We start from the raw sequence: 21,293 nt of genomic DNA, 5'->3' as shown, positions 1-21,293 counted from the left end.
GGGAACGGGTTACAGCGCGGGCGCGGTCTGCGGCGCGATGGACGTCGAACGCGAATTCGACTTCGGACGATTGAACCAGGCCTGGGTCGGTCGATCGAAGGTGTAGCGGAAGACGGCGGCGCCCGCGAATGCCGCGGCCAGGCCGAGCGCCCAGGCGGTCCATTGCAATGATGGGCTCCAGCGCCCCCAATCGACGGCGTCCAGCACGCCGAACCACAGAATCCGGGTCACTTCGTTGGTCAGGAAGATCGCGAACGCCATCAAGGCGAGATGCTCGACCAGCTTGGACGGGCGCCGGACCGGCAAGGCCCCGGTGGCGAAGATGATGACGGTCAGGAGACCGAGGGTGGCCACACTGTGGGGTCCGAGCGCCTGCAGACCCGCCAGAGCGATCAGGGCGAATCCGCCCAGACCGGCGGCCAGACGGGGCGCGCAGTAGACCTGTCGGGCGAACAGCGCCACGGCGACGCCGAGGGCGAACAGTGGAAAAGCCCGCAGAAAGCCGAGGCGCAACGGCATCTCGTAGACCGGCAAACCGAAAGCGGCGTGGGCGGCCAGGTTCGCGGCGAGCAGCCCGCCGATCCCGATAGCGAGGACCAGCCAAGGGGAAAGGCCGCGCGCCGCGCGAGCGAGGAAGGGCAGGCTGACGTAACATCCCAGGAGCGCCGAGAGCGTCCAGGTCGGCGCGTTCCATCCCTCTCCGCCCGGCACGCCATAGGCCTGGACCAGAAAGAGCTGCGCCGGGAAGCGGGACCAGTCGAACCATTCCGGGTGGCTGGGTGTCTGGCCCAGGATCGCCGCCGTCAGCACCAGAGCCGCTAGGGCGAGGCTGACGGCCATGTGGGCCGGAACCACCCTGAAGAAACGCTGCCGGTAGAAGATCGACAGCGGAATTTTCCCGTTCGCCAATCGCTCGCCGTAGACGCGGGCGAGAACATAGCCGGAATCGATGATGAAGAAGTCGGTCAGCAGATAGCCGCGGTTGAAGATCGGATGAAAGAGCGGCAGGGGGGTCGGAGCGGCCTCGCGGAAGTGATAAAGGACGATCATCGCCCCCACGACGAAACGCAGGCCATCGAGCCAGCCGCCGCGCGCGATCGGCGGCGGGCATGGGGGCTCATGGGATGCTGGATCTTCCGTCATCCGGCCATCATCCCTCACAGGTGCCAAGGAAGGCTTGCCCGACACGGTGAACGAGGCCTTGCACGCCGGTGCAGTCATGGCCGTCCAAGCGAGGCTCCCGCGAGCCCCGTCTGCGTACATTAGGCGTGGAACGGCGGTTAAGGGAGGGCAGGGATCGGGCAAGCCCGCATGTTCTTGCGCCCGTCCTCAGCGGGTCGGTCAGGACCGAGGCGAGCGGCGTCGGGTTTTCCGAGGTAGGCCCAGGCGCCGACGCCTCCCAGGCCCGCCATTGCGACGCCGCTGAGCGCCGTCACCGCGCCATAGAGCCAGCCGCCAACCGAACTGGCGTGCAGGGGGTAGAAGGCGTTATAGACCCGAACGCCGGTCGGCAGGGCGTCGGCGTTCGAGGTCGCCACCACCCGGCTGTTGGCCGGATCGAAGAAACGGGTCGGCTCAGCGGTCGCCGGGGCCTAGGGCTCCGGCTGGGTGAGGGCGGCAGGATCGCGCGCGGCGCGACGCCCGTCGAAACGACGTCGGATCCAGTTTCTGCCGGGCTTCTCGACGAGCAGATGCAGCGCGGCCGCCATCAAGGCCGTGGCGACGAACAGCCCCATCAGTTCGATCGGCGTGATCCGGAAGGCGCTGTCCACCCCGCGCAGCTCGGACACGACGCCTTTCCAGGCCACGATCACCGGCATGTGCACCAGGTAGAGGGCGAAGGACGCTTCGCCGGCGAAGACCAGGCCTGGGGAGGCGAGGGGACCCTCGCAGTCCGCGCGCGCGAGTTGGGACCAGGTCAGGATCATGGGGGCGGCGAGGGCGACGATGATGCGGTCGTCCAGAGACAGCTGCATCGCGCCCAGCAGCAGGACGGTCGTGGACAGGGCGGCCGCGGCGGCCACGGGCGGGCTCCAGCGCCAGCGATGGCCCAGCCCGTAGAGCGCCATGCCGACCAGGAATTCGGGGACGATCCGGAGAATGCCGAGGGAGTCCTCAGCTCGCGGAAGGACCTTGCCGAACGCCTGGACGTAGAAGGCGTCGAGGGCGACGAACGCCGCGGCCCCGATCCCCAGCAGCACCCACGGCCGCGCTCGCAGACGGAGGGCCAGCCAGGCGTAGGCGGGGAACAGCAGATAGGCGAACCATTCCGCCGACAGGGACCAGCTCGGGCCGCTCCAGTTCAACTCCGCATCGGTCGGAAACCAGGCCTGGATGAGAAACAGCGTCTGGAAGAAGGCCAGCGGCCCGTAGCCCTCGGCGTCGAAGCGGACGCCGGCGGCGGTCGCGCCCAGCACCATGATCAAGGCGCCCGTCAGAACCGCGACGTGCAGGGGATAAAGCCGCGCGAGCCGGGCGACGATGAAACGCCGGTAACTGAAACCGCGGCTCGCGAAGGCCGGACCGTAGACGTGCGCCAGAATGAAGCCCGACAGCATGAAGAAGGCGTCCACCGCCAGCCGGCTTCGCTCGATGATCGGGCTGAAGCCCAGGGCCGGATCCCATTGGAGCTGATAATGGAACAGCACCACCCCCAAGGCGAGGAAGGCGCGCAGACTGGTCAGGGCCCTGAGATCGGCGGGATAGCCGTCTCGGGTCGGCGGTACGGATGTCATTCGCGATGGCCCCCCAAGGGCGGCGGATCAGCACCGCCGCCATATTGAGATACGCATCGGGCGGGAACATCCCTCATGCGCGACGCCAGACGGGGCCGGCCGGTCATACGGGACGTCCAAGTCTGGCTCGGGGCTCGGCATGCCCTCGGCCGGTTTGCCAGCCTGGACCGCTGCGGCTCTGGGTGAGGCCGCCCCCAAGACATGTCATGTCCCTCAGCCAGACGAGAGGATGTCCAGGCCGACCGCCGGGCCTGGCGACCAAACGCCGGGAGTCCGTCCCCGGCTAGCGGGAAGCGCGGCCGAGAAGTTCGATCAGTTCGGACGCCTTGGCCTTGCGGTCGGCGAGATCGTCACCCGCGATCGCGCCCATGACGCAGTGATCCATGTGGTCCTTCAAGACCTGGCCCTCGACACGCGACAGCGCCGCCCGAACGGCCTGGAGCTGGGTCAGGACGTCGATGCAGTAGCGGTCCTCCTCGACCATTCTGGAAAGACCACGCACCTGTCCCTCTATGCGGCTCAGGCGGTTCAACACCTTCGGCTTGATCTCGGTCTGCATCCTGTTCCTCGTTCCGACCGTTCGATCCTACCTCACCGTCACACCTTGCGCGATACCCCTGTGGAGTATATTTGTTAGTGAGGTTGTCTGAGGAGCCGTCATGGCTACGTCATCCCATTCCCATCCCGCCGGTCACGGCTGTTGTTCGAACAAGACGCCTCAAGCCGGCGCCCAGGCGATCGATCCGGTCTGCGGCATGACCGTCGATCCGGCGACCACGGCGCATGGGGCCGCCCACGCGGGGGAGGAGTATGTCTTCTGTTCGGCGGGCTGCCGGACCAAATTCGTGGACGATCCGGATCGCTATCTCGGCGAGCGGCCCGAACCGGCTCCCGTCACGCCCGGTGCGATCTACACCTGTCCGATGCATCCCGAGGTGCGCCAGGAGGGACCGGGCTCCTGTCCGATCTGCGGCATGGCGCTGGAGCCGGAGACCGTCACCGCCGAGGCTCCGGTCAATCACGAACTGATCGACTTCACCCGTCGCCTGTGGATCGGCGCGGTTCTGACGCTGCCGGTCTTCGCGCTTGAAATGGGCGGCCATCTGACCGGGCTGGCGATGCGGATTCCGGGCCAGACCTCCAACTGGATCCAGTTCGCCCTGGCGACGCCGGTCGTGCTGTGGTCCGGCTGGCCGTTCTTCCAGAGGGGCTGGGCGTCCATCCGCAATCGCAGCCTCAACATGTTCACCCTGATCGCCATCGGCGTCGGTGCGGCCTGGATCTACAGCGTGGTCGCGGTTCTGGCGCCGCATCTGTTCCCGGCGGCGGTCCGGCGGATGGACGGCAGCGCGCCGGTCTATTTCGAGGCGGCGGCCATCATCACCGTCCTGGTGCTGGTCGGCCAGATCCTGGAGCTTCGGGCGCGCGAACAGACGTCGGGGGCCATCAGGGCCCTGCTGGACCTCGCCCCGAAGACCGCGCGGCGCGTCCGCAACGACGGCGGCGATGAGGACGTCACCCTCGATCTGGTCGCTGTGGGAGATCGGCTGCGCGTCCGTCCCGGCGAGAAGGTGGCGGTCGACGGAGAGATCTTGGACGGCCGGGTCACCCTCGACGAGTCCCTCGTCACGGGTGAATCCATGCCGGTGACCAAGGACGTCGGCGACAAGGTCGTCGCCGGGTCGCTCAACAAGACCGGCTCGTTCGTCATGCGAGCCGACAAGGTGGGCGCCGACACCCTCCTGGCGCAGATCGTCCAGATGGTGGCGCAGGCCCAACGCAGCCGCGCGCCGATCCAGCGGCTGGCCGACAAGGTGTCGGGCTGGTTCGTTCCGGCCGTGATCGGGATCGCCGTTCTCGCCGCGATCGTCTGGGGCCTGGCCGGCCCCGAACCGCGGCTGTCCTACGCCCTCGTCGCCGCGGTCTCCGTGCTGATCATCGCCTGTCCGTGCGCCCTGGGCTTGGCCACGCCGATCTCCATCATGGTCGGGGTGGGGCGCGGCGCTCACGCCGGGGTGCTCATCAAGAACGCCGAGGCGCTGGAGCGCTTCGAGAAGGTGGACACCCTGGTGCTCGACAAAACCGGCACCCTGACGGAGGGGCGCCCCTCGGTGACGGCCGTCCGGCCAGCCGACGGGTTCGACGAGGCCGAGCTTCTGAGACTTTCCGCCAGTCTTGAGCGGAGCAGCGAGCATCCGCTGGCGGACGCCGTCGTTCGGGCGGCGAGCGACCAAAATCTGGTTCTGTCCGAGGCGTCGGACTTCGACAGCCCCGTCGGGCGCGGCGTCACCGGGGTCGTCGACGGCCGCCGCGTGGCGCTCGGCAACAGCCGCTATCTGGCCGAGATCGGCGTCGACGTCGGGCCTCTGGAAGCCGGGGCCGATACGCTTCGCCAAGACGGCGCGACCGCCATCTTCGTCGCCGTGGACGGGGCTGCGGCCGGCGTGCTGGGCATCGCCGATCCGGTCAAGGCGACGACCGCCGAGGCCATCCGCGATCTGAAGGCGTCGGGGCTGCGTCTGGTGATGATGACCGGCGACAACCGTACAACGGCGGAGGCGGTGGCGCGCCGGCTCGGCATAGACGACGTTCAGGCCGAGGTTCTGCCCCAGGACAAGGCGGCGGTCGTCGAGCGGCTGAGAGCGGAGGGTCGGATCGTCGCCATGGCCGGAGACGGTGTGAACGACGCCCCGGCCCTGGCCGCCGCCGACGTGGGGGTGGCCATGGGCGCCGGCTCGGACGTCGCGATCGAGAGCGCCGGGGTCACCCTTCTCGGCGGCGATCTCCAGGGCCTCGTCCGGGCGCGCAAACTGTCCCGTGCGGTGATGAGCAACATCCGCCAGAACCTGGTCTTCGCCTTCGGTTACAACACCCTCGGCATTCCGATCGCGGCGGGACTGCTCTACCCGGTCTCCGGCCTCCTATTATCGCCGGCCCTGGCGGCGTTGGCGATGGCCCTGTCCTCCGTCAGTGTGATCGCCAACGCGCTGCGGCTCCGGGCCGTCCGACTCTGATGGACGTCCCATGGCCAGAAGGCCGTCGCAGACGAGAGCCGCGGCGGGCGCCAATACGCATTCCGGCGACCGATCCCTCGCCTGATCCAACGGCGTTCGGGAATATTTAATCACGGCGGAACCGTGGCTCCGGGGCCGGATTACGCTGGACGATGTCCGGCGTGGGCAGTCGGGGCAAGGGACCAAACTCGCACCCGCCGCAACGTTGTCGGACGCATCGATCGTCTGGCCGTCCGGCGATCCGCCGGCGACCCCCTCAAGCGGAGACTCCCTATGCTCACCCCGGCTTTCACCCGCACGTCTCTCTTGGTCGCCGGCTGTTCCGCTCTCGTTCTGGCGGCCTGCAGCCCGGCGGCGGAACCGCCGCCGAACACGGAGGCCGAAGCCTCGGCTCAGACGCAGGAGCCGATGGCCATGGCGCAGACTCCGTTCTCCGCCGCCGAGGCCAAGATGCACGAGGCCATGATGTCCGCCATGGGCGCGGATGCGGGCGAGACATGGGCCCGCAAGATGATCCCTCACCACCAGGGCGCGCTGGACATGTCCGAGATCGTGCTGAGGGACACACAGGACGCGGATATCCGTCGCATGGCCCAGAAGACCATCGAGATGCAGCCCGGCGACATCGCCGAGCTGCGGCGCTGGCTTGAAACGAACGTGGGCGCCGCCGCCGGCGCGGCGGCTCCAGGCGGAAGCGCGGAAAATCCATACGCGACGGCCGAGGCCGAGATGAAGGACGCCATGATGGCCGCGACCGGGGCCGACACGGACCAGACCTGGGCTCGCAAGATGATCGCGCATCACCGGGGCGCCCTCGACATGGCCCAGGTGGTGTTGCGCGAAAGTCAGGACGCCGACATCCGGCGCATGGCGCAGAAAACGATCGAGATGCAGACCGCCGACATCGCCGAGTTGCGCGCCTGGCTGGACTCCCATCCGGCCGGCGCCGCCTGATTGGCGATCGGAATGTGATTGAAGAGCGTTGTCGCGAAAGGACCGATCCATGGAAAAGATGAAGACGATGGACTCAAAGATGAAGACGATGGACTCGATGAAGGGGAGCTACCGTTCCTTCGGCGTCGAGCTCATCGTGGATTTCATCATCATGTACCTGGTGATGTACACGATGATCGCGTCCCTCAATCACTTCTATTTCAACCTCAACAACGTCTACATGACGCTGATGATGGTGTCGCCGATGGCCATCCTCATGCTGATCTTCATGCGATCGATGTATCCGTCGAAACGGACCAACCTTCTGATCGGCGGAGCCGCCGCCCTGGTGTTCGCGGTGAGCTTCTACGGCATGCGGACCCAGGCGGCGGTGGGCGACACCGAGTTCTTGAAATCGATGATCCCGCACCATTCCGGCGCCATCCTGATGTGTCAGCAGGCCTCGCTGACGGATCCGGAAGTGCTGGGTCTGTGCGAGGAGATCGTCAGCTCCCAGGAGAGGGAGATCGCCCAGATGAAAGCCATCCTGGCGAGGCGCTGATCCAGCGCCAGGCGACGGGAGTTTCCGGCCCGGTCGGCTCTGCGGCAGCGTGTCGCGAGGGCCGACCGGGTCGCCTGCGTAAAACCCTATAGATCGTCGCCTCGCCGAGGCGCGGTTCTGACTTTGAGGAGTATCTTATGAAGCTGGATCGTCGACTGCTGCTGCGCGGCGCCGTCGCGGGCGGCGGTCTCGCCGCCTTGCAGGGCCTGATGCCCGCCTGGGCGCAGACGGGCTCGCCGGGGCTGCGGTCGGACCTGCCTACCCTGACTGGGCCGAATATCGATCTGACCATCGGTCAGACGCCCTTCACCGTGAACGGGCGCACCGCGACGGCCACGACCATCAACGGCGTGCTGCCGGCGCCGGTGTTGCGGCTGCGCGAAGGCCAGAACGTCCGTCTGGCGGTGACGAACACCCTGGACGAAGACACCTCGATCCACTGGCATGGGATTCTTCTACCCTTCCAGATGGACGGGGTGCCCGGGATCAGCTTCCCAGGCATCAAGCCGCGCGAGACCTTCGTCTACGAGTTTCCGATCAGGCAGTCCGGCACCTTCTGGTATCACAGCCACTCCGGCCTGCAGGAGGCGCTCGGCCACTACGGGCCGATCGTCATCGATCCGGCCGGCGCCGATCCGGTCGCCTACGACCGCGAGCATGTGCTGGTCCTGTCGGACTGGAGTTTCATGCATCCGCACGAAATCCTCGACAAGCTGAAGAAGAGCCCCGGCTACTTCAACCGGCAGCGCACGACCCTGGCGGGCCTCTTCTCCGGCGAGGACCGCATGAGCCTGGAGGAACGGCGCATGTGGGGCCAGATGCGGATGGACCCGCGCGACATCCTCGACGTGAATGGGACGACCTACACCTATCTGATCAATGGACACGGCCCGCAGGAGAACTGGACCGGCCTGTTCCGACCCGGCGAACGGGTGCGACTGCGCATCATCAACGCCTCGGCCATGTCGATCTTCAACGTCCGCATCCCCGGCCTGTCGATGACCGTGGTCCAGGCCGACGGCGAGAACGTGCGCCCGGTCGAGACCGATGAGTTCCAGATTTCGGTGGCGGAGACCTACGACGTCATCGTCCGGCCGACGGAAGATCGTGCCTACACCATCGTATCCGAGGCCATCGACCGTTCCGGCATGGGGCGGGCGACCCTTGCTCCGCGCCTGGGGATGACCGCCGAGGTTCCGCCGCTCCGCGAGGTTCCAAACCTGACCATGAAGGACATGGGCATGGGGGACATGGGCGGGATGGGCGGCATGGACCACGGCTCGATGGGAGGCCAGCCGGGCGGCGCCATGGCGGGGATGGATCATGGCGCCATGACCGGCGCCTCCGGCGGCGCCATGGCCGGGATGGATCACGGCGCCATGGCGACCCAGTCCACGGGTGCGATGACCGGGATGGACCACGGCTCCATGGCCGGCATGAGCATGCGCGATCCCGCCAACGCGCCGCCGGACATGGCGGTGGGGGTCGGCGTGGACGCCATCGCCATGGCGCCGGCCAACCGCATGGGCGAGCGCCCGACGGGACTGGCCGACGTACCCCACCGCGTGCTGGTCTACACCGACCTGGTCTCGCTGACGCCCAACAAGGACCAGCGTCCCCCATCGCGGACCATGGAGATCCACCTGACCGGCAACATGGAGCGGTTCATGTGGGGCTTCGACGGAAGAAAGTTCAGCGAACTGGTCGAGCCGATCCGCTTTGAGCGGAACGAGCGGGTGAGGGTGACCCTGGTCAACGACACCATGATGGCCCACCCCATCCACCTGCACGGCCACTTCTTCGAACTGGTGACCGGCGGACCGGCGGGCCACCAACCGCTGAAGCATACGGTCAACGTTCTCCCCGGCGGCAAGGTCACCTTTGACCTGACCGCCGACAATCCCGGGGACTGGGCCTTCCACTGTCACATGCTGATGCACATGCACGCGGGCATGTTCAACGTCGTCACCGTCCGCCCGATGACAGGAGCCTCGTCATGATCCGTCGGTCCGTGGGTCTCGTCCCTCTGCTCCTCGCGGCCTCGGCCGCCCCGGTGTTCGCGCAGAGCCACGCCGGGCACGGCGCGGCGGCTAACGCCGTCCAGCCCGCCGTCCAGCTGCCCGCCGGTTGCGTCCGGCGCGGCGCGCCGACGGCGGATCCGTCCCGCGTCGGAACGTCCGGGGCGCCGGTCTGCCCGACCGGCGCCGTGCCCGAGCGCGCGCCGGCGTCGGCGGATCCGCACGCCGGGCACGACATGTCGACGATGGGCCAGACCGCGCCGGCGCCGGCCATGCCGGCGGGACATGACATGTCGACCATGCAGAGCGGCCAGCAGCCGGCCGCCGCCGGCCAGGCGGACCCGCACGCCGGGCACGACATGTCGACGATGCGGCAGGCCGCGCCCGCGCCGGCCATGCCGGCGGGACATGACATGTCGACCATGCAGAGCGGCCAGCAGCCGGCCGCCGCCGGTCAGCCGGATCCCCACGCCGGGCACGACATGGCGATGATGAGCCAGACCGCGCCCGCGCCGGCCATGCCGGCGGGCCATGACATGTCGACCATGGGGCAGATGCCCCCGGGTCATGACATGTCGGCCATGGCGATGCCGCCCGACGTGCCGACCAGCGCGGACAACCCGGGACGCCCTCCGGAAATGCCCCTTCCGCCCGGGGCGACCAGCGGCCCCGCTCACGCCGCCGATACCCTGTTCGATCCCGCGGAGATGGCGGCGGCCCGCGAACAGCTTCGCGTCGAGAATGGCGACGTGCGGACCACCGCGGTGATCATTGACCAGCTCGAAGCGAGTTTCGGAGACGGCGAAGAAGGCTACGCGCTGGACGCGCAGGGCTGGACCGGCGGCGACATCAACCGCTTCTGGTGGAAGTCGGAAGTCGAGGGCGACTTCGACGGCGAGGTCGAGGAAGCCGAGATCCAGGCCCTTTACAGCCGGGCGTTCCGGCCCTTCTTCGACTTCCAGACGGGTCTGCGACAGACCTACCGTCCGGAGGGCGATCGAACCGATCTGGTCGTGGGCGTTCAGGGCCTCGCGCCCTACTGGTTCGAGGTCGATGCGGCGGCCTTCCTCTCCAACAAGGGTGAACTCACGGCGAGGGCGGAGGCCGAATACGATCAGCGGATCACCAACCGCTGGATCGTGCAGCCTCGCGCTGAAGTCGTGCTGTCGGCCGAGGATATCCCCGAGCTCCGGATTGGATCCGGCCTGACGTCGCTCCAGATCGGGGCTCGGCTGCGGTACGAATTCCACAAGGAATTCGCCCCCTATGTCGGCCTGGAATGGACCAAGAGCTTCGGGAATACGGCGGACTTCCTCGAAGCCGATGGGCGAAGCTCGGAAGACACGCGCCTCGTCGTCGGCATCCGGACGTGGTTCTAGCGAAGGTCGGCGGCGGCGGGCCTCGTCTGATCCTTGGCCCCGATAGGCGGTCGCGGATCGTCGCCGAGGCGCGGCGTCCCCGGTCTGGGCGGCTGGAAAGGACGGGGAGGTCTCGGTGAGGCCGCGGCCCCTCTCGGCCGTGGTCATCGACCTCGACGACACCCTACTCTCGGCCTACCGCCGGCCGGATCTGGCCTGGCGGAGCGTCTGCTTGACGATGCAAGCCGAGTTGGGCGGCCTCGCCCCGGATGTCGCGGCGCAGGCGCTGACGCGGGCCGGGCAGGCGTTCTGGCGCGACCCGCGGTGTCATGAGTTGGGTCGCGCCGACCCACAACACGCGCGGCGCCTCATCGCGACAGTGGCCTTCGAGACCCTGCTTCGGGAAGGCCATCCCGCACCGGCTTCCGAAACGGTCTCGAGCCTCGCCGACGCCTTCAGCCGGCGGCGGGACGAAGAGATGCGGCTCGAGGCGGGGGCTGAGGCCCTGCTGCTCGACTTGCGCGACGCGGGCTATCGCCTCGCGCTTCTCACCAACGGCGCCGGACCGTTGCAGCGCGCCAAGATCGAACGGTTCGGTCTCGAACCGTATTTCGATCACATTCAGATCGAGGGCGAAGTCGGCGTGGGAAAGCCCTTTCCCGACGCGTTCAGGCGTGCGTTCGCCGCCCTGGCCGTCGAGGCCCCCGAGGTCTGCGTGATCGGCGACAGCCTCGAATGGGACATCCGTCCGGCCAAGGCTCTGGGCTGTCGGACCGTGCTGTATGATCCGGAACGGGCCCTTGAGGCCGAACCCCGTCACGGGGACGCCGACGTGGTGGTCGGGACCTTGACGGGCCTGGCGCGTTGTCTGCCTGCGCTTCACACTCAGCGTGAATGAAGGGTTCGGCGTGCGGGATACCGCCGCGTCGCTTTTAAGCCGCCCGCGATCGAGGTGCGCCAGATCGACGATCCGATCGCGCAAGAAAAGCGCCGCGCGGCGAGCCGCGCGGCGTTCCCCACCTCGGTTTCGGCCCCTCAGGAGGCGGGAGGCCGCCTCCTCAGTGAACCATGAAACGGACAACGCCGTTCATCTGATGGCCGTCGGCGCCCTTCGCGGTCCAGGCGGCGGCGTAGGAGCCGGGCGCGAGGGCCGGAAGCGGCGCGCTGACCGTGACCGCGGGGGCGGTCTCCGCTGACACGGCCACATCGACCGCCTGGTTCGACGGTCCGCCGGTCAGACGAAGGGACGTCAGGACCATGGCGTGCGGGAAAGTCGCCGAGAAGGTGGTCGGGGCGGAGGACAGCATGGCGTTGTCCGCCGGAGTGGTCGCCACGCCATTGGCCGGCGCCTGCATGGCGGCGTGGTCCTGCGCCGACATGCCGGCATGCGACTGGCTCTGGGCCTGGGCGGCCGACAGAGGAGCCAGGGCCGCGAGGGCGGCGAGAGGGGCGAGTATTGAACGGTTCATCGAAAACTCCTGGACTTCAAGCGAACTACTGTTTGGGCGGCATGGTCATGCCGTCCATCTTCGACATGTCATGGCCGGCCATCGGATCGGCAGGCGGCGGTGTCGGCTCTGGCGCGGGCGCGGGCCGGGGGGCCGGGCGGGGCGCCGATGCCTTGGGAGGCGCGGCCGGGGTTGATGCGGCAGGGGCGGGCGTGGCGGCCTGCGGCGGCGTCGACTCGGGGGTTGCGGCCGGCACGGCTTCCATCGGAGCCATCGCTGAAGCGTCCGGCGTCGGCTCGGCGTCCACCGGTTGAGGCTCGGCGGCGGGCTGGCAGGCGCCCAGGGTGACCGCCGCGGCCGCGGCGAGGATCGGCAATCTCATGTGGCAAGCTCCTGATAAGAGGGCGACGGTCAGGTATTTCCATCGACGCCTTCATACTGGTTTACGCGGGCGAGCGCCGCAGCCCTCGCCGTCCGGCCTTCATCCGCGTCATTTCGGAGCCGGCGGGACGTCGCCCGCGCCGCCCAGGACATCGAACAGCTTGCGACGGGCGCGCGCCACGCGCGTCTCCACCGTCTTGACGGTCACGCCGAGAATTTCGGCCGCTTCCGCCTGGCTGCGCCCCTCGATCGCGGTGAGCAGCAGCGGGGCCTTGAGATGCGGCGGCAAAAGGCTGATCGCCTCGTTCAGACGGGCGAGTCGGTCGCCGGCCTCCATCCGTTCATCCGCCGGCTCGTCGCCGTTCGCCACGGCCAAGGCTTCCGGCGATGCCAGATCGACGTCGCCCCGGATCAGGCGTCGGACGAACCGGCGGCGGCTCCAGTCCCGGCATTTGTTGAGCGCTATGGTCCGGATCCAGGCTTCGAAGGGCCGGGTCGGGTCATAGCGGCGGATGTTGATCCACGCCGCCGCATAGGTCTCCTGCAACAGATCCCACGCATCCTGTTCGTCGCCGACATAGCGCCGGACGAAGCGGAACAGGGCCGTCTTGGTCTGCTGCATCAGCGCGCCGAAGGCCGCCCGATCGCCGCCGGCGGCGCGCGCTGACAGGTTCGCTGGACTCTCCACCCGGAACGCTAGCCTTCGTCGGGCGCGAGAGCCGCCACGATGCGGTCGTCGAAGACCTCGGCCTGGGCAGGGGTCAGCACCGACCGCATCTCGAAGACGTGGGCTATCGTCTCCTTCTGAAGGGCGCCCATGGCGACGTGGAAATGGTCGACCGCGGCCTGAACCGGGGGACCGTCGCCGTCGCTCTGTTCGATCGCGCGCGCCAGCTCGAGGTTGGCCGCGCGGACATCGGCTTCGAGCGCGGGCCGACGCGCTGCGAACCGGGCCTCGACCGCCTCGATGCGCGTCAACTGGTCAGGCGACAGCTTGAGATCGTGGTGCACGATGTCGTGCAAGGACGGCGGCTCGCGCCGGCTCAGCACCCAGCTGGCGCTGATCCAGGTGCCCGCGCCGCTGGCGACGGCCGCCAGCACGGCCGTCAGGACGATCGCGCGCCAGCCGCGCATCACCGCCCGGTTTCCAGTCTCACCAGAGGCGACAGGCCCGCATCGACCGTGAAGATGGCCATCTCTCCCGGCGGGCTCGGCGCGGCGGCCGCGCCGACGCCGCCCGCCGTCAGACCGGTGGCGAGGGCCACGGCGACCGCGCCGAGACGGACCTGCGTGGCCAGTCTTTCGCCGCGAAGCGTCTCGACCCGGCTCCAGACCAGCGGTTCGAGCCCGTCGAGCGACCGGCCGATGGGCGTCATCGCGGACTCGGCCAGAATGTCATCCAGTTTAAGCGACATCGAACACTCTCCTTGCGCCCCTACATCCTACTACGGCCAAGACCGTGACATCCCTCGGGCGAGGGGGCGGACCTCGCGCTGCGTAGATAGCAGAAGGGACTGGAGTGGAGAGGGTTTATGACATCACGCGGATTTTTCCCGGCATTGGGACTCGCGCTCGCCTTGTCGGTGAGCGCGCCCGCGATCGCGCACGAGGATCATGACGCCCCGGCGGTTCGCGGCCAGAGCGCCGCATCGACCGCCGAGGGGCCGCAATCGGACATGACGGCCATGCCCGGCATGGCGGCCGACATGGACCACGGGGCCATGATGGCGGACGAGGGTCCGAAACCCATGCCGCAGCGCCTGTACCGCTGGCTCGGCGCCATGCACCCGGCCGCGGTGCATTTTCCGATCGCCCTGTTCCTCGTCGCCGCCCTCCTCGAGATCGCCGCCCTGACCCTCCGGCGTCCGGTCCTGACCCAGGGCACGCGCGTCATCATCGCCTTGGCGGCCATCTCCGCGGTCGGCGCAGTGGCATTGGGCTGGTTCGCCATGGGGATGCCGGGACGGGACGACGCGACCCACGCCTCTCACAGATGGCTCGGCACTTCGATCGCCGCGCTGGGCCTCCTCAGCTGGTGGGCGAAGGAGCACTGGGTCCGCCGGCCGGGGCCCGGGCGCGAGAGAGTCTACATCGGCCTGTTGACGCTCACCGCCGTCGCCGTCGTGATCAACGGCCTCTTGGGCGGCATGCTGACCCACGGCGTGAGACATCTGATGTTCTGAAGGCCGCGCCGTCGTTCAACCTTCTCGTTTTTTCACCCACGCCCGTCCGACACACCTTTCGCGGCCGGCAAACAGGAGCCTCGCCCACGATGTTTCGTTCAACCTTCGCCGGACTGGCGGTCGCCGCTCTCCTCGCCACCGCCTCGCAGGCCCAGACCGCGGACGAACAACAGGTCCGCGCCGTGGTCACCGCCTACAAGACCGCCATCGAGCGGATGGATGTGTCGCAGACGCCGGCCCTGTTCTGGTCCGACTCCGAAATCTTCGAGAACGGCGGCGTGGAGGGATCGTTCGCCTACTATCTGGAGCACCATCTGGGTCCTGAGTTCGCCGATCTCGCTGGGTTCGACTTCCGCGACCACGACATGAAGATCGAGGTCGATGGCGATACGGCCTTCGTAAGCGAGACCTACACCTACCACATCACCTTCAAGGACGGCGCGCGAGCTCCCATAGAACGCCGCGGCGCCGCGACCAGCGTCCTGCGCAAGCGAGGTGACGAGTGGAGGTTCGACATCTATCATTCCTCGGCGCGGCCTTTCCGTCCGGCGGCCTGAGCGCGACCGCGACGGTCAGCGCCGTTTGCACATCGTTTTCTTGAGGTCTCATGGGGTCCCAGTCCATTCCACTCTCACGCCGCAGTCTCATCGCCATGGGAACGGGCGCCCTGGCGGTCGCGGCCTGCGCCCCGGTCGGTCGCGCGTCGAACGAGCTCGCCGTCTACAAGACGCCGACCTGCGCCTGTTGCACGGCCTGGGTGGATCACATGCGCGCCGCGGGCTTCGAGGCGCGGATCAGCGAGCTTCCCAGTCTCCGCTCGATCCGCAGCACCCAAGGCGTGCCCGAAGCCCTCGCGTCCTGTCACACCGCCCTGATCGGGGGCTATGTTCTGGAGGGCCATGTGCCGGCCGAGGACGTGAGACGGCTTCTGGCCGAGCGTCCCAAGGCCGTGGGCCTGGCGGTTCCGGCGATGCCCCTGGGGTCGCCGGGCATGGAGACGCCGGACGGCCAGCGCGAGCCCTATGAGACCCTGCTGATCCTCGAGGGCGGCGGCACACGCGTCTTCGCGCGTCACGGCTAGTCGGGTTCGTTCCATGAAGGTTCTCAGGCTGTCGACCCAGCTTCACAAATGGGTCGCCCTCGTGGTGGGGCTGCAGGTTCTGTTCTGGGTCGGCGGCGGTCTGGTCATGACCGTCATTCCGATCGAGACGGTGCGTAGCGAACATCGCGCGGCCAAACTCAAGCCGGCTCTGCTTGAGGTTGGAGCTCTTCCGACCCTCGCCGTCGTGGCCCGTCGCGCGGGCGTGGCCCCTGTCGAGGCGGAGCTGCGCACGACGCCGCGCGGACCCGCCTGGACTTTGAAACCGGCGGACGGAGAGCCCGTCGTCGTGTCCGCCGTCACGGGCCTTCCGTTCGGGCCGATGTCCGCTGGCGAGGCCTCGGCGTTCGCCCGGACGGGCTACAAGGGCGAGGCGAAGGTGTCCGACGCCGTGCTGCTGGCCACGGCGCCTCAGGAAACCGGCCGGACAGGACCGCTCTGGAGGGTCGATTTCGCCGACCGCGAACGGACGACCTTCTATCTGTCGCCGGCCACCGGAGAGGTCGTGACGCGCCGCTCGGGCGTCTGGCGGTTCTATGACTTCTTCTGGCGGCTCCACATCATGGACTGGAAGACCGGCGAGAACTTCAACCATCCGCTGATCATCATCACGACCTTCCTCACCCTGAGCATCGTGATCACCGGGATCATCCTGCTATGGATCCGCCTAGCGCGTGATCTGAAGGCTTTCCGGGCGTCTCGGCGGACGAGCGGTTCGAGTTGATGCGGGTTGCGGCCGGGCGCGGGCGGGTGGTCAGGTCAGGCGGTGAGAGATTTCGGTCAGGCCTCGCAGGTCGGAGCCGAAGCGCGCGATCGATCCCCGGTGCCGGTCCAACTCCCCATAGGGCAGATATCGGACGTCCAGGTCCGAGATCCGGCTGAAAGCCGGCCGCTGGAGCTGGGCCCGGACATCGCCTTCCCGGCTGTCCGGCGCCACCAGAAAGAGACCGGCGGACGTGTGGAGTTCACGCGAGAGCGCCAGATCCAGCATGCGCACCACGCCGGAATAGATGGTGGTGGAGTGCTCGACTTCGAAGGCCGCCGCCACGCGATCCGCCGCGGCGTCGAGCCAGAGGACGTCGATCAGACGGATCGACTCGGCGCCCGCGCCGTTCGCCAGCGCCGTCGGAAGTTGATCAAGACAGCCCTCGCCCAGACGCGCGCCGTCATGGAGCCGGCTCCGGTCGTTGGCGGCGATCCAGACCCGATAGCCGAGCGCGCGTCCCAGATCACGAAGCCAAGCCTGGATCTCCGTGTGCGTGCGATCCGTCTCGCGCTGCTGCGCCGTCGCCTTCTCGAACTTCACCGCTTCCGCGCGGGCCTGGGCGAGCCGTTCCTCCCACCCCTGGCGCGAAAGCGCGTCACCGTCGGGGGGCGGCGCCGGATACCGCCCGGAGCCGACATCGAACAGGAATCCCGCGAGGGCGCCCAGATCGTTCGACAGAAGGTCACGATATCGGGCGTTCAGCGCCAGGAGGCCTTCCCGCATGGCCAGATAATGTTCCCAGCTGCCGAGCTTCACCTTCGAGCCGGTGATCGCGTTGTAACCGTTGACGATGGCGGTGTTGAACGGGGGCGCATGCGTGGGGTGCAGGAAATAGATCAGGTTGGCGACGGCCGGCCCGAGGCCCTTGATCTTGAGTTGATCGATCGTGCGGATGCCGGAGAGAATCTCGTCGGCTGTGGAACAGCCGCTGCAATGATGCAGCAGGCGGCCGAAGGCGCGCTGGTTCGCCGGGTTCTCGTAGATGTCGGGGATCCTCAACTTGGGCTTCCACAGAAAGGCGTGGTCGGCGCCCTTGAAGATCTGTCGCTGCTCGGCGACGGAATGGACGATGGTCTCCAGGGACGAGCCGCGATAGGCGACACCGAAGCGGCCCGTCTCGATCTCCTCGACCACCTGGCCGATGCCCCGGCGGATCGACCGGAAATTCTTCAGCCGTTCATCCCACAGGAACCAGGTTTGGTAGGTCGCCGAGGGGTCTTCACGCCATTGCGCGATGAGGTCTCGATGTCTGTCCGGCACGCCATCCCTCAGTTCCTGGATCTTTCCATCCCAGCGTAAGCGGATATGCGCTGAAGCGCCACCGGCGCGACTCTTCTGCGGTCAGTTGTGCTCCTGAGGAGCAGCTATGCCGGCCATTCTTGACGATCGCGACCGAACTGATCGGCGCGCCGTCCGGTGCGGTCGCGTCTCGACTTGAAAGCCTGGAGGCGCCCATCTCGGGCACCATGTGCTTTAAGTCCGCGTCCTTCTGTCCGCCTCACCGTGGCCGGCCTCATCGGCTTCTAGGCGCACCCAACACTAGTATACGCTGGCCCAAGCTCACTACGATCTAGATAACGAGGAATCTTGATGTGTCCGGAGGACAGCGGGAGTGAGGCGGAGCCATGTACATCCGGACGTGATCGTCGAGCGGCGTCGTCGGCGGCCGAACGAGCCGGGTAGGGCCGTGGGGACGAAGTTTGAGTTCTAAAAACGTCGGACTTCCAGTTCAGGCTTGCTCGCCCTGAAGCGTGGAAATGATCGGACACGGTCCGCTGTCGCTCGCCGCGCAGGCGCTCGCCAGTCGGCGCAACGCCGCTCTTGCCGCCTCGAGATCGGCGATGGTTCGATCCAAGGCCTCCAGCCTCTCGGCCGCCAGCATACGGGCGCGTGTGCGATCCTCACCGGCGTCGAGCGACAACAGCTCTTTGATCTGGTCGAGGGTGAAGCCGGCCGTCTGTGCGGAGCGGATGAACCTCAGCCGGCGTACATCCTCTTCGCCGTAGCGGCGAACGCCTGACCCCGCGCCGTCGCGCGACCAGCGGTCGGGCGTCGGAAGCAGACCGCGACGTTGGTAGAAGCGAACCGTCTCTACCCCGACGCCGCCGTCTCGCGCCAGTCCGGCGATCGTTCGAACACTCATGCTTGACTCCGTATCATGGTACGGAACTTAAGACGTGCGGCTCGGATTTGAAGATCAAGGAGACTGGCATGGCCAAGACCGCTGTCATCTATCGTATGGTCATGCCTGACCACACCTGTCCCTGGGGGCTGAAGGCCCGCCATCTGCTCAGGAGCCGGGGCTACAAGGTCGAAGACCATTGGCTGACCACGCGCGAGCAGACCGACGCCTTCAAGGCGGAACATGGGGTGAAGACCACGCCCCAGGTCTTCATCGACGGGCAGCGCATCGGCGGCCACGACGATCTGCGCCGCTTTCTGGGACTGAAGGTGCGCGACCCCGAGGCGACGACCTACACGCCGGTTCTGGTCGTTTTCCTGACCACCGCCGTCATGGCCGCGATGCTGAGCCTGACGGTCTATGGCACGCCCCTGACCGTCCGCTCGGGCGAGTGGTTCATCGCGCTGTCCATGATGGCGCTGGCGATGCTGAAGCTTCAGAACATCGAGAGCTTCTCGTCCATGTTCCTGAACTACGATCTTCTGGCCAAGCGGTGGGTGCCTTACGGCAAGGTCTATCCATTCGCCGAGTTCGGAGCGGGCGCCTTGATGGTCGCTGGCGTCCTGACCTGGCTGTCCGCGCCGGTCGCCCTGTTCATCGGAGGCATCGGCGCGGCCTCGGTGATCAAGGCCGTCTATATCGACAAGCGCGAGTTGAAATGCGCTTGCGTCGGGGGTGACAGCAATGTGCCGCTCGGCTTCCTGTCCCTGACCGAGAACCTGATGATGATCGCTATGGCGGTTTGGATGCTCGTCATGGGGTACGGCCGAGCCGCGTCGGCAATGGGGATGTAAGCGCTCGCCGGGGCGCTGGCTGCGCCGCCGGCGGAAAGTCGAATCATCTAGCCCGCCGGGTCCCGGCAAACCGGGGCCCGGTCAGCGCGATCCTGTCGGGGCTCGACGACAGCCCGGCGCAGGTAGGGTGGCGCGAGATCGAAGCGGCGACTTGGCAAGGCGCGCTAGGATAGGGTAGGGGGCTATCCTATGCACATAGCGAACTCCGAGGCTTTGACCAAAAGGGTCAAGCGGATCTCCGGTCAGGTCGGCGCGATCGAGCGGGCCTTGAGCGAAGGCGACGACTGCGCCTCGCTGCTCCACCTGATCGCGGCGACGCGCGGAGCCATCAACGGCCTCCTCGACGAGGTCATCGAGGAACACCTGCGGGAACACGTCGCCAGGCCGGGCCTGTCCGACGCCGAGCGCAAGCAGGCGGCGGACGATGTGATCGAAGCCATCCGCCGCTATTCCAAGTAGGACGACCATGACGACCCCAAGCGACCTCGACGCCTTCGCCCACGACCATGTCTTCTTGGGCGCCGGGCACGACGACAACGCCCGCCGGACGATGTGGGTCGTCGTCCTCACCGCCGTGACGATGCTGGGTGAAATCGCCGCCGGCTATTGGACCGGTTCGATGGCGCTTCTGGCCGACGGCTTCCACATGGCCACCCATGCCGGCGCGCTCGGCGTCGCGGCTGCGGCCTATGCCTACGCCAAGCGTCACGCCAGCAACCGTCGTTTCACTTTCGGGACCGGCAAGGTCGGAGACCTGGCCGGCTTCGCGTCCGCCCTGGTGCTGGGTCTGGTCGCGCTCGGCATCGGCGTCGAGTCCATCCGCCGGCTGTTCGAACCGTCCTCGGTCGCCTTCACCGCGGCGACGATCATCGCCGTGGTCGGCCTGGCCGTAAATGTGGTCAGCGCCCTTCTGCTGTCAGGTGGACATGGACATGGACATGGACACGGGCACGGGCACGGTCATGGGCACGGTCATGGGCACGGGCATCATCATGCCCATGACCACCACGATCACGATCATGAGCACGCGCACCATGACCACGAGACCGCTCTCGGGGCGATTCGCAGTCAGGACAACAATCTGCGCTCAGCCTATGTCCACGTCCTGGCCGACGCCCTGACGTCCGTGCTCGCCATTGCTGCTCTGCTGGCCGGTCGCTTCCTAGGCTGGACCTGGCTTGATCCGATGATGGGCATCGTCGGGGCGATCGTGATCGGACGCTGGTCCTGGGAGCTTATGCGAGACACCGGAGCCATCCTGCTCGACACGACCGACGATCACGTCGCGGAGGAGGTTCGGGAGCTGGTGGAAGGCCCCGGCGACGCCCGTATCGTCGATCTGCACGTTTGGCGGATCGGGCCGGAAGCGCACGCGGCCATCGTCTCGACTGTGGGGAGCGTTCCCGCGGCAACCATCCGAGCGCGCTTGAAGCCCGTCCACGAAATCCAGCACCTCACCGTCGAGACACGGTAGGTGGTCAATCGAAGCCCGTTTGAGGCGAACAGCCAAAACTCTAGCGTCCTGCTGGGTTAGAGGGGCCAGACTTCGCTAGGGTGGTCCGCCATGCTACTGAGGGCTGGCAGATGCACGCGATAGATTCGATTGCTGATCGAGATTTTCGGTTGTCAATACATCTCGAAAGATGGCGCGATCACGCGTTTTTTACATTGGGTTATTTGTCTAATGTTTTCATCGGCCTTGCGATTAGTCGGGTTGCCAGTCGGTGCCGTGTGTGGCGTGATCCGAATTGCTTATTCCAAACAGATGCTTAGGCAAGCGCGAGCAATCGAGTGGGAGTGAGGGACGACGGGCATGCAGG

At 67.3% G+C, this 21,293-nt stretch carries 24 protein-coding genes; 13 read left to right on the top strand and 11 right to left on the bottom strand.

Annotated elements, in window-relative coordinates; all coding sequences use genetic code 11:
- Window positions 1-9: 9 nt before the first annotated feature.
- From B3Z70_RS04865 to B3Z70_RS04850, 4 genes are all read right to left on the bottom strand, one after another.
- Window positions 10-1,305, bottom strand: a complete 1,296-nt coding sequence (locus B3Z70_RS04865; RefSeq protein ID WP_292019434.1) for an acyltransferase family protein — start codon at window positions 1,303-1,305, stop codon at window positions 10-12.
- Window positions 1,281-1,538 carry a hypothetical protein gene (locus B3Z70_RS04860; protein WP_292019436.1) on the bottom strand — a complete coding sequence of 86 codons (258 nt, stop codon included), beginning with the start codon at window positions 1,536-1,538 and terminating at the stop codon, window positions 1,281-1,283. Before B3Z70_RS04860 ends, B3Z70_RS04865 begins: the two co-directional genes overlap by 25 nt.
- 54 nt (window positions 1,539-1,592) lie before the next feature.
- Entirely contained in the window at window positions 1,593-2,735 is a 1,143-nt protein-coding gene (locus tag B3Z70_RS04855) for an acyltransferase family protein (RefSeq protein WP_174086270.1), read from the bottom strand.
- 283 nt (window positions 2,736-3,018) lie between these two features.
- A complete protein-coding gene (locus B3Z70_RS04850; protein ID WP_066551027.1) occupies window positions 3,019-3,294 on the bottom strand; it encodes a metal-sensitive transcriptional regulator in 276 nt (91 codons plus the stop codon).
- A 100-nt stretch (window positions 3,295-3,394) separates the two neighbouring features.
- Between B3Z70_RS04850 and B3Z70_RS04845 the strand changes: the two genes are divergently transcribed.
- From B3Z70_RS04845 to B3Z70_RS04820, 6 genes are all read left to right on the top strand, one after another.
- Complete coding sequence (locus B3Z70_RS04845) at window positions 3,395-5,749, top strand: heavy metal translocating P-type ATPase (RefSeq protein ID WP_174086269.1); 2,355 nt, start codon at window positions 3,395-3,397, stop codon at window positions 5,747-5,749.
- 273 nt (window positions 5,750-6,022) lie between these two features.
- The gene (locus B3Z70_RS04840; RefSeq protein WP_292019438.1) at window positions 6,023-6,703 is read left to right on the top strand and encodes a DUF305 domain-containing protein; all 681 of its coding nucleotides are present in this window, start codon (window positions 6,023-6,025) and stop codon (window positions 6,701-6,703) included.
- 49 nt (window positions 6,704-6,752) lie between these two features.
- The gene (locus B3Z70_RS04835) at window positions 6,753-7,244 is read left to right on the top strand and encodes a DUF305 domain-containing protein (protein WP_224761373.1); all 492 of its coding nucleotides are present in this window, start codon (window positions 6,753-6,755) and stop codon (window positions 7,242-7,244) included.
- Window positions 7,245-7,381: 137 nt separating this feature from the next.
- Complete coding sequence (locus B3Z70_RS04830) at window positions 7,382-9,244, top strand: copper resistance system multicopper oxidase (protein WP_066551035.1); 1,863 nt, start codon at window positions 7,382-7,384, stop codon at window positions 9,242-9,244.
- 206 nt (window positions 9,245-9,450) lie between these two features.
- Window positions 9,451-10,641: a copper resistance protein B gene (locus B3Z70_RS04825; protein ID WP_292044830.1), complete on the top strand. Its 1,191-nt coding sequence runs from the start codon at window positions 9,451-9,453 to the stop codon at window positions 10,639-10,641.
- A gap of 139 nt (window positions 10,642-10,780) precedes the next feature.
- Window positions 10,781-11,518, top strand: a complete 738-nt coding sequence (locus B3Z70_RS04820; protein WP_174086266.1) for an HAD family hydrolase — start codon at window positions 10,781-10,783, stop codon at window positions 11,516-11,518.
- 160 nt (window positions 11,519-11,678) lie between these two features.
- On the opposite strand, the gene B3Z70_RS04815 is transcribed toward B3Z70_RS04820, so the two are convergent.
- From B3Z70_RS04815 to B3Z70_RS04795, 5 genes are all read right to left on the bottom strand, one after another.
- On the bottom strand, window positions 11,679-12,089 hold the full coding sequence (locus B3Z70_RS04815; protein ID WP_054765331.1) for a copper resistance CopC family protein: 411 nt from the start codon (window positions 12,087-12,089) through the stop codon (window positions 11,679-11,681).
- A gap of 25 nt (window positions 12,090-12,114) precedes the next feature.
- Window positions 12,115-12,450, bottom strand: coding sequence for a hypothetical protein (locus tag B3Z70_RS04810; RefSeq protein WP_054765332.1), 336 nt, complete (start codon window positions 12,448-12,450; stop codon window positions 12,115-12,117).
- 108 nt (window positions 12,451-12,558) lie between these two features.
- A complete protein-coding gene (locus B3Z70_RS04805) occupies window positions 12,559-13,137 on the bottom strand; it encodes an RNA polymerase sigma factor (RefSeq protein ID WP_054765333.1) in 579 nt (192 codons plus the stop codon).
- 8 nt (window positions 13,138-13,145) lie between these two features.
- Window positions 13,146-13,583, bottom strand: coding sequence for a Spy/CpxP family protein refolding chaperone (locus B3Z70_RS04800; protein WP_054765334.1), 438 nt, complete (start codon window positions 13,581-13,583; stop codon window positions 13,146-13,148).
- Window positions 13,583-13,864, bottom strand: coding sequence for a hypothetical protein (locus B3Z70_RS04795; protein ID WP_066551049.1), 282 nt, complete (start codon window positions 13,862-13,864; stop codon window positions 13,583-13,585). The genes B3Z70_RS04800 and B3Z70_RS04795 overlap by 1 nt, the downstream gene beginning before the upstream one ends.
- 117 nt (window positions 13,865-13,981) lie before the next feature.
- On the opposite strand from B3Z70_RS04795, the gene B3Z70_RS04790 reads away from it, so the two are divergent.
- From B3Z70_RS04790 to B3Z70_RS04775, 4 genes are all read left to right on the top strand, one after another.
- Window positions 13,982-14,632, top strand: a complete 651-nt coding sequence (locus B3Z70_RS04790) for a DUF2231 domain-containing protein (RefSeq protein ID WP_054765335.1) — start codon at window positions 13,982-13,984, stop codon at window positions 14,630-14,632.
- An 89-nt stretch (window positions 14,633-14,721) separates the two neighbouring features.
- Window positions 14,722-15,189 carry a YybH family protein gene (locus tag B3Z70_RS04785; RefSeq protein ID WP_054765336.1) on the top strand — a complete coding sequence of 156 codons (468 nt, stop codon included), beginning with the start codon at window positions 14,722-14,724 and terminating at the stop codon, window positions 15,187-15,189.
- Between the two features lie 50 nt (window positions 15,190-15,239).
- Window positions 15,240-15,713 carry a DUF411 domain-containing protein gene (locus B3Z70_RS04780; protein WP_082382653.1) on the top strand — a complete coding sequence of 158 codons (474 nt, stop codon included), beginning with the start codon at window positions 15,240-15,242 and terminating at the stop codon, window positions 15,711-15,713.
- Between the two features lie 13 nt (window positions 15,714-15,726).
- Window positions 15,727-16,455, top strand: a complete 729-nt coding sequence (locus tag B3Z70_RS04775) for a PepSY domain-containing protein (protein WP_292044815.1) — start codon at window positions 15,727-15,729, stop codon at window positions 16,453-16,455.
- A 30-nt stretch (window positions 16,456-16,485) separates the two neighbouring features.
- On the opposite strand, the gene B3Z70_RS04770 is transcribed toward B3Z70_RS04775, so the two are convergent.
- Entirely contained in the window at window positions 16,486-17,631 is a 1,146-nt protein-coding gene (locus B3Z70_RS04770; protein WP_292044814.1) for a type II restriction endonuclease, read from the bottom strand.
- Between the two features lie 595 nt (window positions 17,632-18,226).
- Window positions 18,227-18,640 (bottom strand): MerR family transcriptional regulator, encoded by a 414-nt coding sequence (locus B3Z70_RS04765; protein ID WP_174086262.1) that lies wholly within the window; start codon window positions 18,638-18,640, stop codon window positions 18,227-18,229.
- A 68-nt stretch (window positions 18,641-18,708) separates the two neighbouring features.
- Here B3Z70_RS04765 and B3Z70_RS04760 point away from each other — a divergent pair, with 68 nt between their 5' ends.
- From B3Z70_RS04760 to dmeF, 3 genes are all read left to right on the top strand, one after another.
- Window positions 18,709-19,473: a MauE/DoxX family redox-associated membrane protein gene (locus tag B3Z70_RS04760; protein WP_174086261.1), complete on the top strand. Its 765-nt coding sequence runs from the start codon at window positions 18,709-18,711 to the stop codon at window positions 19,471-19,473.
- Between the two features lie 189 nt (window positions 19,474-19,662).
- On the top strand, window positions 19,663-19,932 hold the full coding sequence (locus B3Z70_RS04755; RefSeq protein ID WP_174086260.1) for a metal/formaldehyde-sensitive transcriptional repressor: 270 nt from the start codon (window positions 19,663-19,665) through the stop codon (window positions 19,930-19,932).
- A 7-nt stretch (window positions 19,933-19,939) separates the two neighbouring features.
- Entirely contained in the window at window positions 19,940-20,947 is a 1,008-nt protein-coding gene (dmeF, locus tag B3Z70_RS04750) for a CDF family Co(II)/Ni(II) efflux transporter DmeF (RefSeq protein WP_174086259.1), read from the top strand.
- Window positions 20,948-21,293: the final 346 nt, after the last annotated feature.

Source organism: Brevundimonas sp. UBA6550, assembly GCF_002434505.1.
Taxonomy (GTDB): domain Bacteria; phylum Pseudomonadota; class Alphaproteobacteria; order Caulobacterales; family Caulobacteraceae; genus Brevundimonas.
Note: the sequence above shows the minus strand (reverse complement) of the source record. Positions and strands in the feature narration are given on the sequence as shown.

Excerpts from the sequence above, each read along its gene's own strand:
- B3Z70_RS04785 (WP_054765336.1), top strand. The coding sequence starts at position 14,722 with ATGTTTCGTTCAACCTTCGCCGGACTGGCGGTCGCCGCTCTCCTCGCC.
- dmeF (WP_174086259.1), top strand. The coding sequence starts at position 19,940 with ATGACGACCCCAAGCGACCTCGACGCCTTCGCCCACGACCATGTCTTC.
- B3Z70_RS04815 (WP_054765331.1), bottom strand. The coding sequence starts at position 12,089 with ATGAACCGTTCAATACTCGCCCCTCTCGCCGCCCTCGCGGCCCTGGCT.
- B3Z70_RS04800 (WP_054765334.1), bottom strand. The coding sequence starts at position 13,583 with ATGCGCGGCTGGCGCGCGATCGTCCTGACGGCCGTGCTGGCGGCCGTC.
- B3Z70_RS04810 (WP_054765332.1), bottom strand. The coding sequence starts at position 12,450 with ATGAGATTGCCGATCCTCGCCGCGGCCGCGGCGGTCACCCTGGGCGCC.
- B3Z70_RS04835 (WP_224761373.1), top strand. The coding sequence starts at position 6,753 with ATGGAAAAGATGAAGACGATGGACTCAAAGATGAAGACGATGGACTCG.
- B3Z70_RS04850 (WP_066551027.1), bottom strand. The coding sequence starts at position 3,294 with ATGCAGACCGAGATCAAGCCGAAGGTGTTGAACCGCCTGAGCCGCATA.
- B3Z70_RS04780 (WP_082382653.1), top strand. The coding sequence starts at position 15,240 with ATGGGGTCCCAGTCCATTCCACTCTCACGCCGCAGTCTCATCGCCATG.
- B3Z70_RS04790 (WP_054765335.1), top strand. The coding sequence starts at position 13,982 with ATGACATCACGCGGATTTTTCCCGGCATTGGGACTCGCGCTCGCCTTG.
- B3Z70_RS04845 (WP_174086269.1), top strand. The coding sequence starts at position 3,395 with ATGGCTACGTCATCCCATTCCCATCCCGCCGGTCACGGCTGTTGTTCG.
- B3Z70_RS04755 (WP_174086260.1), top strand. The coding sequence starts at position 19,663 with ATGCACATAGCGAACTCCGAGGCTTTGACCAAAAGGGTCAAGCGGATC.
- B3Z70_RS04760 (WP_174086261.1), top strand. The coding sequence starts at position 18,709 with ATGGCCAAGACCGCTGTCATCTATCGTATGGTCATGCCTGACCACACC.
- B3Z70_RS04855 (WP_174086270.1), bottom strand. The coding sequence starts at position 2,735 with ATGACATCCGTACCGCCGACCCGAGACGGCTATCCCGCCGATCTCAGG.
- B3Z70_RS04775 (WP_292044815.1), top strand. The coding sequence starts at position 15,727 with ATGAAGGTTCTCAGGCTGTCGACCCAGCTTCACAAATGGGTCGCCCTC.
- B3Z70_RS04795 (WP_066551049.1), bottom strand. The coding sequence starts at position 13,864 with ATGTCGCTTAAACTGGATGACATTCTGGCCGAGTCCGCGATGACGCCC.
- B3Z70_RS04830 (WP_066551035.1), top strand. The coding sequence starts at position 7,382 with ATGAAGCTGGATCGTCGACTGCTGCTGCGCGGCGCCGTCGCGGGCGGC.
- B3Z70_RS04765 (WP_174086262.1), bottom strand. The coding sequence starts at position 18,640 with ATGAGTGTTCGAACGATCGCCGGACTGGCGCGAGACGGCGGCGTCGGG.
- B3Z70_RS04840 (WP_292019438.1), top strand. The coding sequence starts at position 6,023 with ATGCTCACCCCGGCTTTCACCCGCACGTCTCTCTTGGTCGCCGGCTGT.